At 72.1% G+C, this 14,312-nt stretch carries 14 protein-coding genes; 11 read left to right on the forward strand and 3 right to left on the reverse strand.

Going from position 1 to position 14,312, the window contains the following annotated elements:
- Positions 1 to 72: 72 nt before the first annotated feature.
- A complete protein-coding gene (locus NLX94_RS25820) occupies positions 73 to 573 on the reverse strand; it encodes a MarR family winged helix-turn-helix transcriptional regulator (RefSeq protein ID WP_254385493.1) in 501 nt (166 codons plus the stop codon).
- Positions 566 to 1,264: a DJ-1/PfpI family protein gene (locus NLX94_RS25825; RefSeq protein WP_254385494.1), complete on the reverse strand. Its 699-nt coding sequence runs from the start codon at positions 1,262 to 1,264 to the stop codon at positions 566 to 568. The genes NLX94_RS25820 and NLX94_RS25825 overlap by 8 nt, the downstream gene beginning before the upstream one ends.
- 194 nt (positions 1,265 to 1,458) lie before the next feature.
- On the opposite strand from NLX94_RS25825, the gene NLX94_RS25830 reads away from it, so the two are divergent.
- The 4 genes from NLX94_RS25830 (at position 1,459) to NLX94_RS25845 (ending at position 6,949) form a co-directional block, all read left to right on the forward strand.
- The gene (locus NLX94_RS25830) at positions 1,459 to 2,811 is read left to right on the forward strand and encodes an aspartate aminotransferase family protein (protein ID WP_254385495.1); all 1,353 of its coding nucleotides are present in this window, start codon (positions 1,459 to 1,461) and stop codon (positions 2,809 to 2,811) included.
- A 297-nt stretch (positions 2,812 to 3,108) separates the two neighbouring features.
- On the forward strand, positions 3,109 to 3,789 hold the full coding sequence (locus tag NLX94_RS25835) for a GntR family transcriptional regulator (RefSeq protein ID WP_254385496.1): 681 nt from the start codon (positions 3,109 to 3,111) through the stop codon (positions 3,787 to 3,789).
- Positions 3,786 to 6,209 carry a glycosyltransferase family 2 protein gene (locus tag NLX94_RS25840; RefSeq protein WP_254385497.1) on the forward strand — a complete coding sequence of 808 codons (2,424 nt, stop codon included), beginning with the start codon at positions 3,786 to 3,788 and terminating at the stop codon, positions 6,207 to 6,209. Before NLX94_RS25835 ends, NLX94_RS25840 begins: the two co-directional genes overlap by 4 nt.
- Before the next feature lie 89 nt (positions 6,210 to 6,298).
- Positions 6,299 to 6,949, forward strand: a complete 651-nt coding sequence (locus tag NLX94_RS25845) for a hypothetical protein (RefSeq protein WP_243330640.1) — start codon at positions 6,299 to 6,301, stop codon at positions 6,947 to 6,949.
- Positions 6,950 to 7,025: 76 nt separating this feature from the next.
- Here the strand turns inward: NLX94_RS25845 and NLX94_RS25850 are convergent, their stop codons facing one another.
- A complete protein-coding gene (locus tag NLX94_RS25850; RefSeq protein ID WP_254385498.1) occupies positions 7,026 to 7,751 on the reverse strand; it encodes an SLATT domain-containing protein in 726 nt (241 codons plus the stop codon).
- A 269-nt stretch (positions 7,752 to 8,020) separates the two neighbouring features.
- Between NLX94_RS25850 and NLX94_RS25855 the strand changes: the two genes are divergently transcribed.
- The 7 genes from NLX94_RS25855 to NLX94_RS25885 all read left to right on the forward strand — a co-directional run bounded on the left by NLX94_RS25855 (position 8,021) and on the right by NLX94_RS25885 (position 14,308).
- Positions 8,021 to 8,365 (forward strand): YbaB/EbfC family nucleoid-associated protein, encoded by a 345-nt coding sequence (locus tag NLX94_RS25855; protein WP_250744897.1) that lies wholly within the window; start codon positions 8,021 to 8,023, stop codon positions 8,363 to 8,365.
- A gap of 60 nt (positions 8,366 to 8,425) precedes the next feature.
- Entirely contained in the window at positions 8,426 to 9,025 is a 600-nt protein-coding gene (gene recR, locus NLX94_RS25860; RefSeq protein WP_254385499.1) for a recombination mediator RecR, read from the forward strand.
- Entirely contained in the window at positions 9,018 to 9,665 is a 648-nt protein-coding gene (locus NLX94_RS25865) for a DUF5063 domain-containing protein (protein ID WP_254385500.1), read from the forward strand. Before recR ends, NLX94_RS25865 begins: the two co-directional genes overlap by 8 nt.
- Positions 9,666 to 9,815: 150 nt before the next feature.
- Positions 9,816 to 11,090, forward strand: coding sequence for an aspartate kinase (locus NLX94_RS25870; protein ID WP_254385501.1), 1,275 nt, complete (start codon positions 9,816 to 9,818; stop codon positions 11,088 to 11,090).
- Entirely contained in the window at positions 11,087 to 12,181 is a 1,095-nt protein-coding gene (locus NLX94_RS25875) for an aspartate-semialdehyde dehydrogenase (RefSeq protein ID WP_302170485.1), read from the forward strand. The genes NLX94_RS25870 and NLX94_RS25875 overlap by 4 nt, the downstream gene beginning before the upstream one ends.
- A 259-nt stretch (positions 12,182 to 12,440) precedes the next feature.
- A complete protein-coding gene (locus NLX94_RS25880) occupies positions 12,441 to 13,172 on the forward strand; it encodes a SigE family RNA polymerase sigma factor (RefSeq protein ID WP_254385502.1) in 732 nt (243 codons plus the stop codon).
- Positions 13,169 to 14,308, forward strand: a complete 1,140-nt coding sequence (locus NLX94_RS25885; RefSeq protein WP_254385503.1) for a hypothetical protein — start codon at positions 13,169 to 13,171, stop codon at positions 14,306 to 14,308. The genes NLX94_RS25880 and NLX94_RS25885 overlap by 4 nt, the downstream gene beginning before the upstream one ends.
- The last annotated feature ends 4 nt before the right edge of the window (positions 14,309 to 14,312 follow it).

The following is a 14,312-nucleotide window of genomic DNA, read 5'->3' on the forward strand; positions in this document are numbered from 1 at the left end:
ACGCCCCGACAGCACGGCCAGGCACGGCGCCAGACGCCGCGGGCTCGGCCGACAAGATCCGAAAGAGACGGCCTAGCCGGTCGGGGAGTCGGCCGGGGGGTCGGTCGTGGGCCGCAGGGTGTCCAGGGCGGCCGACAGGTGTTCCAGGGCGCGGACCGTTTCGGCGAAGGCGTCCTCGCCGAGGGTTTCCGCGAGGCGGGTGGCCAGGGCCGCGTGGCCCGGGCCGATCCTTGCGACGGCGGCGCGGCCGGCCTCCGTGGGGCGCAGGAGCTTCGCCCGCCGGTGGGCCGGGTTCGGGACGTACTCGGCGAGGCCCTTGACGGCCAGCAGATCGGCGATGCGCTGCACGCTCTGGCGGGTGATGCCCATGGCCCGCGCGATGCCGGCGACGGGAAGCGGCTCGCGCAGGACGGCCCCGATCACCTGCCACGAGGCCGCGGTCAGCCCCGCCGGGCGGGCCAGCTCCTCCGATACGGAGAGGAACTGGCCGTTGAGCCGGAAGACACCGAGGGCGGTGCGGCTGAGGAGCTCCTGCGCGGCGGGCGGCCGGGCCGGCGGGGGGTCGTTACGCATCGCTCGGGTCCGTTCCCTCGGTCGCTGCCGCCGCCTCCGCCGCCATCAGGACCGGGTACGCGCTCGCGTCCGAGTCGTGGAAGAGGCGGTACCAGGCGTCGAGCACCTGCGGCTCGTACACCCCGAGGCGGGCGAAGACCTCGCGGGCGAAGGCCACCGGTTCCGTCGGGCCCGCCGTGATCAGGTCGCCGTCGGTGACCGCGTCGGCCTCGACGTAGCGCCCGGCGCCGCCGTAGCCCGGCTGGCCGCCGAGGTAGAAGGGGGCCGCGCTGGTGTGCGTACGTCCGTCCAGGACTCCGGCGCGGGCCAGTCCGGCCGTGGCTCCGCAGATCGCCGCCACCGGGACGCCCGCCGCGAGGAACTCCCCGGCCTTCGCCGCGAAGGGAGCCAGCTCGTCGCCCGCGTCCCACAGCCCGGCGCCGGTCAGGATCAGGAGCGCGGACTGGTCCGGGCGCAGGTCGTCCAGGGACAGGTCGGGCTGGATGCGGAGGCCGCCCATCGTGGTGACCGGCTTTCCGGCGGTGACGCCGACCGTGCGGACCTCGTAGCCGTGCTGGGTCAGGTGCGCGGTGGTGTGGCCCGTCTCCCAGTCGGCGTAGGTGTCGTACACCGCCACGTGGACCGTGCGGAGGGGCGCCGTCCCCGTGCCCGTCCCCGTGCCCGCCTGCGTCTTCGTCCGGGTCTCGCTCATCGTGTTCGCCTCCGGTGTCGCCGTCGTCGCGTTCTCTATGACAGCATGCTGACATTATGACAGCTTGCTGTCAATGGCTTCCGGGGCGGACGGCCGGACGGACAGTCGGACAGACAGACTGCCGAGACCCGCCCCCCCACCGCATACAGACCGCCGATATCCCTCCCCACCTGCGCACTTCTACGGTTGCGGGCATGACCCCTCACGTCACCTCGGGCGCCTCCGTCAAGGCTGCCGACCGCGCCCACGTCTTCCACTCCTGGTCCGCCCAGGCCCTGATCGATCCGCTGGCCGTGGCCAAAGCCGAGGGGTCGTACTTCTGGGACTACGACGGCAAGCGCTACCTCGACTTCGCCTCCCAGCTGGTCAACACCAACATCGGTCACCAGCACCCCAAGGTCGTCGCCGCCATCCAGGAGCAGGCGGCCACGCTCTGCACCCTGGCCCCCGGTTTCGCCGTCGACGCCCGCTCCGAGGCCGCACGCCTCATCGCGCAGCGGACCCCCGGCGACCTCGACAAGATCTTCTTCACCAACGGCGGCGCCGAGGCCGTGGAGAACGCCGTCCGCATGGCCCGTCTGCACACGGGCCGGCAGAAGGTGATGTCCACCTACCGCTCGTACCACGGCGCCACCGCGGCCGCGATCAACCTGACCGGCGACCCGCGCCGCTGGCCCTCCGACACGGCCGCCGCGGGCGTCGTGCACTTCTGGGGGCCGTACCTCTACCGTTCGGCGTTCCACGCCACCACCGAGGCCGAGGAGTGCGAGCGCGCCCTCACCCACCTCGCCGACACCATCGCCTTCGAGGGCCCGGCGACGATCGCCGCGATCATCCTGGAGTCGGTCCCCGGCACGGCCGGAATCATGACCCCGCCCCCCGGCTACCTGGCCGGCGTGCGCGAGCTCTGCGACCGCTACGGCATCGTCTTCATCCTGGACGAGGTCATGTCGGGCTTCGGCCGGACCGGCAAGTGGTTCGCCGCCGAGCACTACGGCGTCACCCCCGACCTGATCACCTTCGCCAAGGGCGTCAACAGCGGCTACGTCCCGCTCGGCGGCGTCGCGATCTCCGGCGCGATCGCCGAGACCTTCGCCACGCGCCCCTACCCGGGCGGGCTGACCTACTCCGGTCACCCCCTCGCCTGCGCCGCCGCGGTCGCGACGATGAACGCGATGGAGGAGGAGGGCATCGTCGAGCACTCCGCCCACCTCGGCGAGAACGTGATCGGCCCGGCCCTCGCCGAGCTGGCGGAGCGCCACCCCTCGGTCGGGGAGGTGCGGGGTCTGGGCACGTTCTGGGCCCTGGAGCTCGTACGGAACAAGGAGACGCGCGAGCCGCTCGTCCCGTACAACGCCGCCGGGGCCGACAACGCGCCGATGGCCGAGTTCGCCGCGACCTGCAAGGCGTCCGGGCTGTGGCCGTTCGTCAACATGAACCGCACCCACGTCGTCCCCCCGTGCAACATCACGGAGGCGGAGGCGAAGGAGGGCCTGGCCCTGCTGGACGACGCGCTGACCGTCGCCGACCGGCACGTTTCGGCCTGACGGAGGTTCCGCGGACGCCCGGCCGGACCTCACCGGGTCCGGCCGGCGCCTCGGGGGCCGTGGGCGGGATGAGGTCCGGCCGGGGCGCGGTCGGACCGCGAAACGGGCTCCGAGCAGCGAAGACGACCCCGCGCGGGTGCCCGCGGCGGGCGCCGCGCAGAGCCAAATGATCAAGAAGAGAGGGGTGGCCCGTCCGGATAACGGGCGGTAAATCCACATAGCGGCCACAAACCGATCGGTTTCGGCCGCGCTGCCTGGCCTAAGGTGTCCGAAGCCCACAGATGGAGACGGACCCCTATGCCAGGCAGCGGCGCTGTCACCCGCAACACACTTCGCCAGCAGATCGCGGACGCGCTGCGTGACGAGGTGCTCGCGGGGCGCCTGGCGGCAGGGCGGGAGTTCACCGTCAAGCAGATCGCCGAGCAGTACGGGGTCTCCGCGACCCCCGTCCGCGAGGCCCTCGTCGATCTCTCCGCGCAGGGCCTGCTCGACTCCGTCCAGCACCGCGGCTTCCGCGTCCGAGTCTTCTCCGTGGATGATTTCCGGGGCATGATCGAGGCTCGTACGTTGATCGTGGAAGGCATCTTCCGCAGGCTCGTGGAACGCGGCACCGCCCCCGGCTCCGGGGAACGGCTCGTCTCGGTGCGCCGCCGGGCGGAAGAGGCGCGGCGGGCGGCGCTGAACGGCTCGCTCGAAGTGCTGATCGGCTACGACCTGCGCTTCTGGAGGGAGCTGAGCGGGCTGGTCGGCAACATCTACATCTCCGAGTTCCTGCACCGGATCCGGGTGCAGTGCTGGGTGTTCGCCGTGCCCTACCTGAAGGCGGACCCGCACCTGCGCGCCGACCTGTGGTCCGGCCACAACGAACTGATCGACGCGGTGACCCGCGCGGACGCCGAGGAGGTACGACGCCTCGTGCACGCGTACAACCAGCACGGTCTCGACTGGGCCGCGGGCCTGAAGGCGGCGGGCGCGTGAGCGGGGAGAGCGCCGTGAGCGCCGGCCAGGAGACTCCGACCCCGACCCCGTCCGGTACGCGCTGGCTCGGCGCCGTCGGGCTCTCGGTCGTCATCCCCGCCCCCGTCCCCGAGCAGACCTTCGCCGCCCTGCGCGACCACCTCGACGCCCACTGCGGTACGGGCCCGGGCGCCTGGGAACTGATCGTCGTCGGTGACGCCACCGAAGCCACCGGCATCCCCGACGACCCCCGGATCCGCCGGACCGAGGCGGATGCCCCCGGCAAGGGCGCCGCCCTCCGCGCCGGGGTCCTCGCCTCCGCCGGCGACCGCGTGCTCCTCACCGACGCCGCCCTCAGCACCCCGCTCGAAGAGCTGGTCCGCCTCGAAGAGGTCCTGGCCGAGGAGTCCGGCGACGGCGACGGCGACGGCGACGGCGCCGTCGTCCTCGGCCGGTCCCGCGGCCGCCTGGTCCGTACCCTCGGCATCCCCGGCATACCGGGATTCCGCGCCGACACCTGCGCCTTCGCCCTCTTCGACGGCGACCGCGCCCGTGCCGCCTTCGGCGCCTCCACCCTCGACGGACCGGCCGTCGACGCCGAGGTCCTGCGCTGGATCCGCCGTCAGGGCTGGCACGTGGCGGAGGTCGAGCTCCCCGCACACCGCGGCCGCACCCGGAACGTCCCGGACGCCCCGCGCCCCGACCGCCGCCGGGCCCTCGGCGACCTGTTCCGCCTCAACGCCGGCGGCCTCGCCGTGGCCGGCGTCTTCCTCCTGCTCTCCCTCTACGTCTTCCAGGGCCTGTGGACGGACCTCAAGGGCGCCTACCTCGCGGACGCGCTCCAGGACCAGAACCAGTGGGAGTGGTTCGTCGGCGTCACCACCGACAACATCACGCACCTGCGCAACCCGCTCTTCACCCTCTCCCAGGGCATGCCCGACGGCGTGAACCTGATGGCCAACGCCACGATGCTCGGCCTGAACGTCCCGCTGATCCCGCTGACGCTGCTCTTCGGCGAGACCGTCACCTTCGCGCTGGTCCTCACGCTCGGCATGGCCGCCAGCGCCTGGACCTGGTACTGGCTGATCCGGCGCCGGTTCGTGCGCAGCCGCTGGGCGGCCGCCGCGGGCGGGGCGCTCGCCGCCTTCGCGCCGCCGATGGTCTCGCACGCCAACGGCCATCCGAACTTCGTCGTCCTCTTCATGCTCCCGCTGATCGTCGACCGGACCCTGCGCCTGTGCGAGGGGCGCAACGTCACGCGTGACGGGGTGCTCCTCGGGCTCTTCGCGACGTACCAGATCTTCATCGGCGAGGAGCCGCTGCTCATCGCCGCGCTCGGCATGCTGGTGTTCTGCCTCGCGTACCTCCTCGTCGGCCCCCGCCGCGCCCTCGCGGCCGCGAAGCCGCTGGGCTCCGGTCTGGCCATCGCGCTCGCGGTGTGCCTGCCGCTGGTGGCCGTACCGCTGTACTGGCAGTTCTTCGGCCCGCAGAGCTACCACTCGGTCCTGCACGGGGACAACGCCGGCAACAGCCCGCGCGCCCTGATCGAGTTCGCCTCCCGCTCCCTCTTCGGCGACCCCGAGACGGCCGGCAGACTCTCCCTGAACACCACCGAGCAGAACGCCTTCTACGGCTGGCCCCTGCTCGCCTTCGGCGTCGCCGTGTGCGTGTGGCTGTGGCGCAGCAGGGCGGTACGGGCCCTCGCGATCACCGGCTTCGCCACGCTCCTGCTGTCCCTCGGGCCGTGGGTGCCCGTACCCCGCACGGAGATCGTGCTGCCGGGCCCCTGGCGGCTGATGATCAAGCTGCCGCTCTTCGAGTCGGTGATCGAGGGGCGCCTGGCGATGGTGTGCGCGCCGATCCTGGGCATCCTGCTCGCCCTCGCGCTCGACCGGATCCTCCGGCTGCGCGCGCGGGAGCTGCGCACGCTGGGCCTGCTGGGGGTGGCGGCGGCGCTGATCCCGGTCCTGCCGCTGCCGCTGACCGTACGGGACCGCGCGCCGGTGCCCGCCTTCATCACCTCCGGGGACTGGAAGCGCTACGTCAAGGACGGGGAGGCACTCGTTCCGGTACCGCTGCCGGACCCGGGCCAGGCGGACGCACTGCACTGGCAGGTGGAGGCGGACTTCGGCTTCCGGCTGGCCGGCGGCTACTTCAACGGCCCGTGGGGACCCGACCGGATCGGCATCTACGGGGCCACCCCGCGGCACCTCTCGAACCTCCTGCGCGACGTCCGCTACGGCGGGCAGCCGCCTGAGATCACCGCCTCCTGGCGGCTGCAGGCCCGCCAGGACCTGGAGTACTGGAAGGCCGGCGCGGTCGTCCTGCCCTTCCAGGACCGGGACACGGAGCTGCGGGACCTGCTCACGGGGCTGCTGGGCCGCGAGCCGGAGCAGGTGCGCGACGTATGGGTCTGGAGGGTGGGCCCGGGGGAGCCGTAGTTCTGCCCAAGGTTCTGCTCACCCCTTCGCTGAGCGTGTCCGGCGCACTACGCTGGCCCGATCGGCGGCAACGACTGATCGGAGGCCGAGTGGCCTGTGACCTGTGGCTGGTCCCCCTTGTCGACGTGCTGTGCCACAGCCCCGACAACCCCTTCGCGGAAGAGATCGCCTCGTACGACAAGGCGCTGGGCGAGGCCGGACTGCCGTCCGTGCCGGTGTTCGCGTACATGCCGGGGCTGTCCGGGGACGTCGCCCCGGTGGCCGGTTTCGACTACGACGCCCTGCACTTCCTGCGGCGGGCGTACCTGCTCCAGATCTGCGGGCTGCCGGTGACTCCGGTGGACGAGCTGGGCGGGGACTACGAGCAACTGCTGGAGATGTTCGAGCCCACGGCCCAGCAGTCGCACCTGGTGTGGCACTACGACCACGCGGGGGCCTACGTCCCCGTGGACTTCGCGTACCCGCTGGCCAACGAGGAGCTGCTGGCCGGGGGCGGGCCGCTGGGGTCGGCGCAGGGGCTGCTGCGCGAGCTCGCGCTGGTGGCTCCCGCGATCGGGATAGACCCCCTCAACCCCCCGCTGGCGCCGGCCCCGCCGGGGCGGCCGACGTCGCTGGAGGAGCCCGCCGGGCCGATCCCGTACGACGACAGCCCCTTCGCGCGGGAGCGGCACGTATGGCTGGGCCTGCACGCGGCGGCGACCCGGAGCCTCGGCCAGGGCTCGATGATCATCTTCAGCTGACGCTTCCCGTACGAGGTACGGGGCGCGGGAGTACGGGACGGGGCCGGATCCGCCGCGCGGAGCCGGCCCCGCCCCGTCAGCGCGGCTGCTCCGGCGGTCTCTGGCGGGGCATGTTCGGGCGGGTGCCCGGGGGGAGCGGGAAGCGGGCCGGCGGCACGTACGCCTCCGAGCGCGATCCGCCCGCGCCCAGGGACTGCATGACCAGCGGGGCGGGGCCGGAGCTGAACTCGACCATCCACTCCGCGGTCTCGGAGCGCACGAGCTCGGTCACGTCCTCCGAGAAGCGGCGCAGTACGGTCAGACACCGCTCGGCGGCCTCGCTGGCGGTGCCCTCGGTCGGGCCCAGGATCTCGCGCACGTTCTCCGTGGCCCAGTCGAACTGCAGGGTCTGCAGCCGCCGCTGCACGGCCTGCGCCGTCGCCACGTCCCGCATCCAGCCCGAGGTCAGGCCGAAGAACCGGTCGCAGCCCAGGCAGGCGGCCCCCAGGAGCAGCGCGAGATACCCGTACGAGGCCGCCCCGGGCACCGAGCCGGTCAGTTCCAGCAGGGGCATCGCGGCGCCCGTGACCGCGCCGACGGCGGCCCCGATCCGCAGGATCCGGGCTCCGCGGCGCTTCCAGGCCCGGTCCGACAGGTACCACTCGGCGGTGCGCAGCGCATCGGCCTCGACCCGTCGGTAGAGCTCGTCGAGCCGCTCGGCGGGCTCGCCCCAGTCCCCGAGAGGGAACGGCCGGCCGGTAAGGTCGCCGTCCTCAGCGGGATCCCGGGGTGGCCCCTCGGGCTGCATCTCCGGCTGACTCACCCGGGCACTCCCTCTGCCTGCGCTGAACGTGTGGTGGTGCGCGTGTGCGCAATGGTGCGCATGCTCTTCCTACCTTCGAATGAGACGCGGTGGGCGACGATTCCCGGGATTTCCGCCCGCAAGGGGGGCGTCATCAGGTACGCGCACGCCTCGTCTCTCACTCGAAAGAGTTGGTCCTCACGGCGTAGGGCGCGGCGCCCGGGGAGCACGTAGGCTCGGATTGACCAACGCCGCCGGCGCTTGGCCCGACGCTACGGAGTGAGTGACCTGTGATTCCCGGTGGTGGCATGCCCGACATGCAGCAGCTGCTCCAGCAGGCCCAGAAGATGCAGCAGGACCTCGCCGTGGCCCAGGACGAGCTGGCACGCACCGAGGTCGAGGGCCAGGCGGGCGGCGGCCTGGTGAAGGCGACCGTCACCGGTTCCGGTGAGCTGCGCGCGCTGGTGATCGACCCGAAGGCCGTGGACCCCGAGGACACCGAGACGCTCGCGGACCTGGTGGTCGCGGCGGTCCAGGCGGCCAACGAGAATGCGCAGGCGCTCCAGCAGCAGAAGCTGGGCCCGCTCGCGCAGGGCCTGGGCGGCGGCAGCGGCATCCCCGGCCTTCCGTTCTAGCAGTTCCCTCCCGGGCCTCCCCGGCCCGGGCGTTCCCCCGTCCCGAAAGAAGGCAGTCCGTTGTACGAAGGCGTGGTCCAGGACCTGATCGACGAACTGGGCAGGCTGCCCGGCGTCGGGCCCAAGAGCGCGCAGCGGATCGCCTTCCACATCCTGCAGGCCGAGCCCACCGACGTCCGCCGCCTCGCGCACGCGCTGCTGGAGGTCAAGGACAAGGTCCGGTTCTGCTCGGTGTGCGGGAACGTGGCGCAGGAGGAGCGGTGCAACATCTGCCGCGATCCGCGCCGCGACCTGTCGGTCATCTGCGTGGTCGAGGAGTCGAAGGACGTCGTCGCGATCGAGCGGACGCGCGAGTTCCGGGGCCGGTACCACGTCCTCGGCGGCGCGATCAGCCCGATCGAGGGCGTCGGCCCGGACGATCTGCGGATCCGGGAGCTGCTGGCGCGGCTCGCGGACGGCTCGGTCACCGAGCTGATCATCGCGACCGACCCGAACCTGGAGGGCGAGGCGACCGCCACCTACCTCGCCCGCATGATGAAGCCCATGGGCCTCAAGGTCACCCGCCTGGCCAGCGGGCTCCCCGTCGGGGGAGATCTGGAGTACGCGGACGAGGTCACGCTCGGGCGGGCCTTTGAAGGAAGGCGACTTCTCGATGTCTGACGCAACGCTGCACGCCCTGGGACTGGATCCGGACGATTTCGCGGCTTCGATCGCGGACCAGATCGAGTCCTTCATCGTCGCGGTCACCGAGGTGGCCAAGGGCGAGGACCCGGACAGCGCCGTGCCCTTCCTCCTCCTGGAGGTGTCCCAGCTGCTGCTGGCGGGCGGCCGGCTGGGCGCGTACCAGGACGTGCTGCCCGAAGAGCGCTACGAGCCGGACCTCGGCCCGGAGCCGGACGTGGACGACCTGCGCGAGCGGTTCGCGGTGATGCTGGAGCCGGTCGACGTCTACTCGGAGGTCTTCGACCCCTACGAGCCGCGCAAGGCCCCGGTCCCGCACCGGATCTCCGACGACCTGGCCGACGTGGTCGCCGACCTGCGGCACGGGCTCATCCACCACCAGGCGGGCCGGATCACCGAGGCGCTGTGGTGGTGGCAGTTCTCCTACTTCACCAACTGGGGTCCGACGGCCTCGGCCACGCTGCGCGCCCTCCAGTCGCTGATCGCGCACGTCCGCCTCGACCAGCCGCTGGCCGCCCTGGACGGGCTGGACACGGACGAGGACCTCGCGGAGGACGAGCTGGCGGAGCAGGCGGGCCAGGTCATGGCCGAGGAGCTCGGCCAGCTCGGCCGGCGGTGAGGTTCCGGCGGTGAGTTTCCAGAAACGGAACCCATCGGCGGGGCAACCGGTCTGCTGATCTTTTCGTCTCATGATGTGGTACGAGGCGGTCGTATTGCGGCCGCTCGTTAGACTGCACCAGCAATGAGACGGACTGAGCGAGGAGCGCACGTGGGCCTTGTCGTGCAGAAGTACGGAGGCTCCTCCGTAGCCGATGCCGAAGGCATCAAGCGTGTTGCCAAGCGGATCGTGGATGCCAAGAAGAACGGCCACCAGGTGGTCGTCGTGGTTTCCGCGATGGGCGACACGACGGACGAGCTGATCGATCTCGCCGAGCAGGTGTCTCCGATGCCTGCCGGACGCGAATTCGACATGCTGCTGACCGCCGGAGAGCGGATCTCCATGGCCCTGCTGGCCATGGCGATCAAAAACCTGGGCCACGAGGCCCAGTCGTTCACCGGCAGCCAGGCAGGCGTCATCACCGACTCGGTCCACAACAAAGCGCGCATCATCGATGTCACGCCGGGCCGCATCCGCACCGCGCTGGACGAGGGCAACATCGCCATCGTCGCCGGCTTCCAGGGTGTGTCGGCCGACAGCAAGGACATCACCACCCTCGGGCGCGGTGGCTCGGACACGACCGCCGTCGCGCTCGCCGCGGCGCTGGACGCCGAGGTCTGCGAGATCTACACCGATGTCGACGGCGTCTTCACCGCGGACCCCCGCGTCGTGAAGAAGGCCAAGAAGATCGACTGGATCAACTCCGAGGACATGCTGGAGCTCGCGGCCTCCGGCTCCAAGGTGCTGCTGCACCGCTGCGTCGAGTACGCGCGCCGCTACAACATCCCGATCCACGTCCGCTCGTCCTTCTCGGGACTGCCGGGCACCTGGGTCAGCAACGAGAATCCGCAAGGGGACGAGCCGGTGGAGCACGCCATCATCTCCGGAGTCGCTCATGACGTCTCCGAAGCCAAGATCACGGTCGTCGGCGTACCGGACAAGCCGGGCGAGGCCGCGGCCATCTTCCGCGCCATCGCGGACGCCGAGATCAACATCGACATGATCGTGCAGAACGTGTCCGCGGCCTCCACGGGCCTCACGGACATCTCCTTCACCCTCCCCAAGGCCGAGGGCCACAAGGCCATCGACGCCCTGGAGAAGGCGAAGGCCACCATCGGCTTCGAGTCCCTGCGCTACGACGACCAGATCGGCAAGATCTCCCTGGTCGGCGCGGGCATGAAGACCAACCCGGGCGTCACCGCCTCGTTCTTCCAGGCGCTGTCCGACGCGGGCGTCAACATCGAGCTGATCTCCACCTCGGAGATCCGCATCTCGGTCGTGACCCGCCAGGACGACGTCAACGAGGCCGTCCGCGCCGTGCACTCGGCCTTCGGGCTCGACTCCGACAGCGACGAAGCCGTCGTCTACGGAGGCACGGGACGTTGAGCGAAGCCGCGGCCCGGTCCGCCCCGGCCCCGGCGCTCGCCGTGGTCGGGGCGACCGGAGCCGTCGGCTCCGTGCTGCTCCAGATGCTGTCCCAGCGGGCCGACGTCTGGGGCGACGTACGCCTGATCGCCTCCTCGCGCTCGGCCGGTCGCCGGCTGACCGTGCGCGGGACGGAGACCGAGGTGCTCGCCCTCACCGAAGACGCCTTCGACGGCCTCGGTGCGGGCGACATCGCGCTCTTCCTGACACCGGCCGAGGTCTCGGCCCGGTGGGCTCCCGTGGTCACCGCGCGCGGAGCCGTCGTGGTGGACCAGTCCGCGGCCTTCCGCGAGGACCCCGAGGTGCCGCTCGTGGTGCCCGAGGTGAACGGGCACGCGGTCCGTATCCGGCCGCGCGGGATCGTCGCCGGTCCCGACTGCGTGGCCGCGGCGATGATCGCGGCGCTGGGCGCGCTGCACGCCGAGTACGCACTGGCCGAGCTGGCCGTCTCCTCGTACCAGGCCGCGAGCGCCGCCGGCCGGGCCGGAGCGGAGGCGCTGCGCCGCCAGCTGTCCCTGGTCGCCGGCAGTTCCCTGGGGGAGCATCCCGGGGACGTGCGCCGGGCCGTGGGCGAGGACACCGGGCCCTTCGCCGGTCCGCTCGTGCTCAACGTGGTGCCGTGGTCCGGTGAGCTCCGCGAGGACGGCTGGTCCTCGCACGAGCTGGCCGTACGGGCGCAGGTGCGCCGGATCCTGGACCTGGCGGAGCTGCCGGTCTCCGTGACCTGCGTACAGGTACCCGTACTGACCGGGCACTCGCTGACCGTACGGGCCCGGTTCGAGGGCACCGTCGAGGCGGCGCACGCCCGGGAGATCCTGGAATCGGCGCCCGGGGTGGTCCTGGTGGACGACCCCGCGGCGGGGGAGTTCCCGACTCCGTCGGACGCCGCGGGGACGGATCCGGCCTGGGTGGGACGGCTGCGGCGCTCGCTCGACGACCCGCGCTCACTGGAGTTCTTCGTCTGCGCGGACAACCTCCGTCAGGGCGCTGCGCTCAATGCCACACAAACTGCGGAGCTGATCGCAGCTGATTTTGGCTCCTTCAGTTTGTAGGATCATCGTTAAGACCTTGATCGAGGTGATGGCCCGACGGCTGCCGTCGTAGTGACGACGCGCGCCCGGGTGAGCGGCTACGCAAGAAGACGATGAGAACCCCGCCGATGAATCTGCCGTGCGCGTACAACCTTGTCGGCGGGACGCGCGTCCAACTGGCGTGGCAGAAGCATTGCTCGAACTCCCCGTCGTCCGGGCGCGCACCGGGACCCTTCCGGTCCCGTCGCGCCCGCGGTCCCGTGCGCCCGGTGGGCTCCCGGTGATCGTTCCCGTTCCGCCCGCCGCGACGGCGTCGGGAGCTCCCCTGCTGCCCGGGGTGCCCGCCGCGCCCGGCACCGGTGCGTCCGGACCGGCCACGGAGGGCCTGGTGCCCGGGCCGCGCGACAGCGCGGAGGACACCGGGAGCACGAAGACGGCCGAGCCCGCCGAGCCCGCCGAGCCCGCCGACGCGGCGGCCGAGCCGGCCGAGGAGGCCAAGCCGGCCGAGGTGATCGCGGGAACCACCGTCGACCACCTCACGGAGACCTACCAGGCCCACTACCGCTCGCTCCTGGGCCTCGCCGCGCTGCTCCTCGACGACACCGCCTCCTGCGAGGACGTCGTCCAGGAGGCGTTCATCCGTGTCCACTCGGCCCGCAACAAGGTCCGGGACCGGGACAAGACCCTGGCCTACCTGCGCCAGACCGTCGTCAACCTTTCGCGCTCCACCCTGCGCCGCCGCATCCTCGGCCTGAAGCTCCTGTCGAAGCCGATGCCGGACATGGCGAGCGCCGAGGAGGGGGCGTACGACCTGCTGGAACGGGACGATCTCATCAAGGCGATGCGAGGGCTCCAGCGACGCCAGCGCGAGGTGCTGGTGCTGCGGTACTTCGCGGACATGACGGAAGTCCAGGTGGCCGACACCCTCGGCCTGTCGCTCGGTTCGGTCAAGGCGTACGGATCGCGGGGCATTGCCGCGCTGCGGGTGGCGATGGAGGCTGCGCAATCATGAGTGGGGACCGCAAGACGAACGACGCCGAGTTCCGGCGGCTGACCGGTCTGACCGGCCTGTCCGGCGGATCCGGCTCCGAGCCCGCGGGTGACGAGGACGCGCTGCGCGACCTGCTGCGCGGGGCCGTCGGCGGGATCGAACCCTCCGGCGACGCGCTGGAGCGGCTGCGGTACGCGGTCCCCGCGCGCCGGGTCCGCAACCGGCGGATCCTCGTCGCCGCGGCGGCGGCCGTGGTGGTGCTGGGCGGCTCGGTCCCGGTGGGCCTGTACCTGACCTCCGGGACGGGCGCGAACTCCGACCGTTCCACCATGGCGGGCCACGGACAGACGGCCGGAAACGAGAACGGCGGCTCCGGCCTGCACCAGAACGGCTCCTCACGTCCGAAGCCCAAGAGGTCCTCCGACAAGGACAAGGACAAAGACAAGGACAAGGACAAGGAGGACGCGGAGAACGGCGCCAGCGCCGCGCCGGTCCCCCCGGGCAGCGTCCTCCCGAGCGTCGGCGGGCCGAACATCACCCCGCCCCGCGCCCCCTCTCCCGTCCCCGGCACCACCGGCTCCGTCGGCGGCGGTCTGCTGCCCCCGCCCGCGTCCTCGATCGTGCCCAACTGCGCCCTGAACCAGCTCGGAGTGTCGGGCAGCACCCGCGCCCCGTCGGCCGACGGCAAGATCTACGGCAGCTTCAAGGTCACCAACGTGTCCTCGCGCGGCTGTACGGTCCGCGGCCCGGAGGCCCTGGCGGCCGGCCCGGCCTACCAGGGCGGCGCCCCGGTGACCGTCGTCAGCCACGTCACGGGCGATCCGGCGACCGGGCTGCTGCCCGACCCGTCGGTGGAGTCCCTGCGGTTCGTGGTCGCGCCGAACGGACAGTACGAGGTCCGCTTCGCGTGGGTGCCGCCGGAGGGCGGCTGTCCCGCCGCGAGCGGTACCGGGGGCGGAACGCCGGAGGAGGGCACCGCGGGCACCCCGGACGCCGGGACGGGCACGGGCCAGGTCCAGGCGGAGGTCCCGCCGCTCGGCGCGGTGGTCGCCCACACGCCGAACCCGGACGGCCCCGACGGCCCGACGACGCAGCTGACCATCCCGGAGGCGTGCGGCGGAACGGTCTACCGGACGGGCGTCATCCCGCTCAGGTAGGCGA

It is taken from the genome of Streptomyces sp. TBY4, assembly GCF_024213195.1.
Lineage (GTDB): Bacteria > Actinomycetota > Actinomycetes > Streptomycetales > Streptomycetaceae > Streptomyces.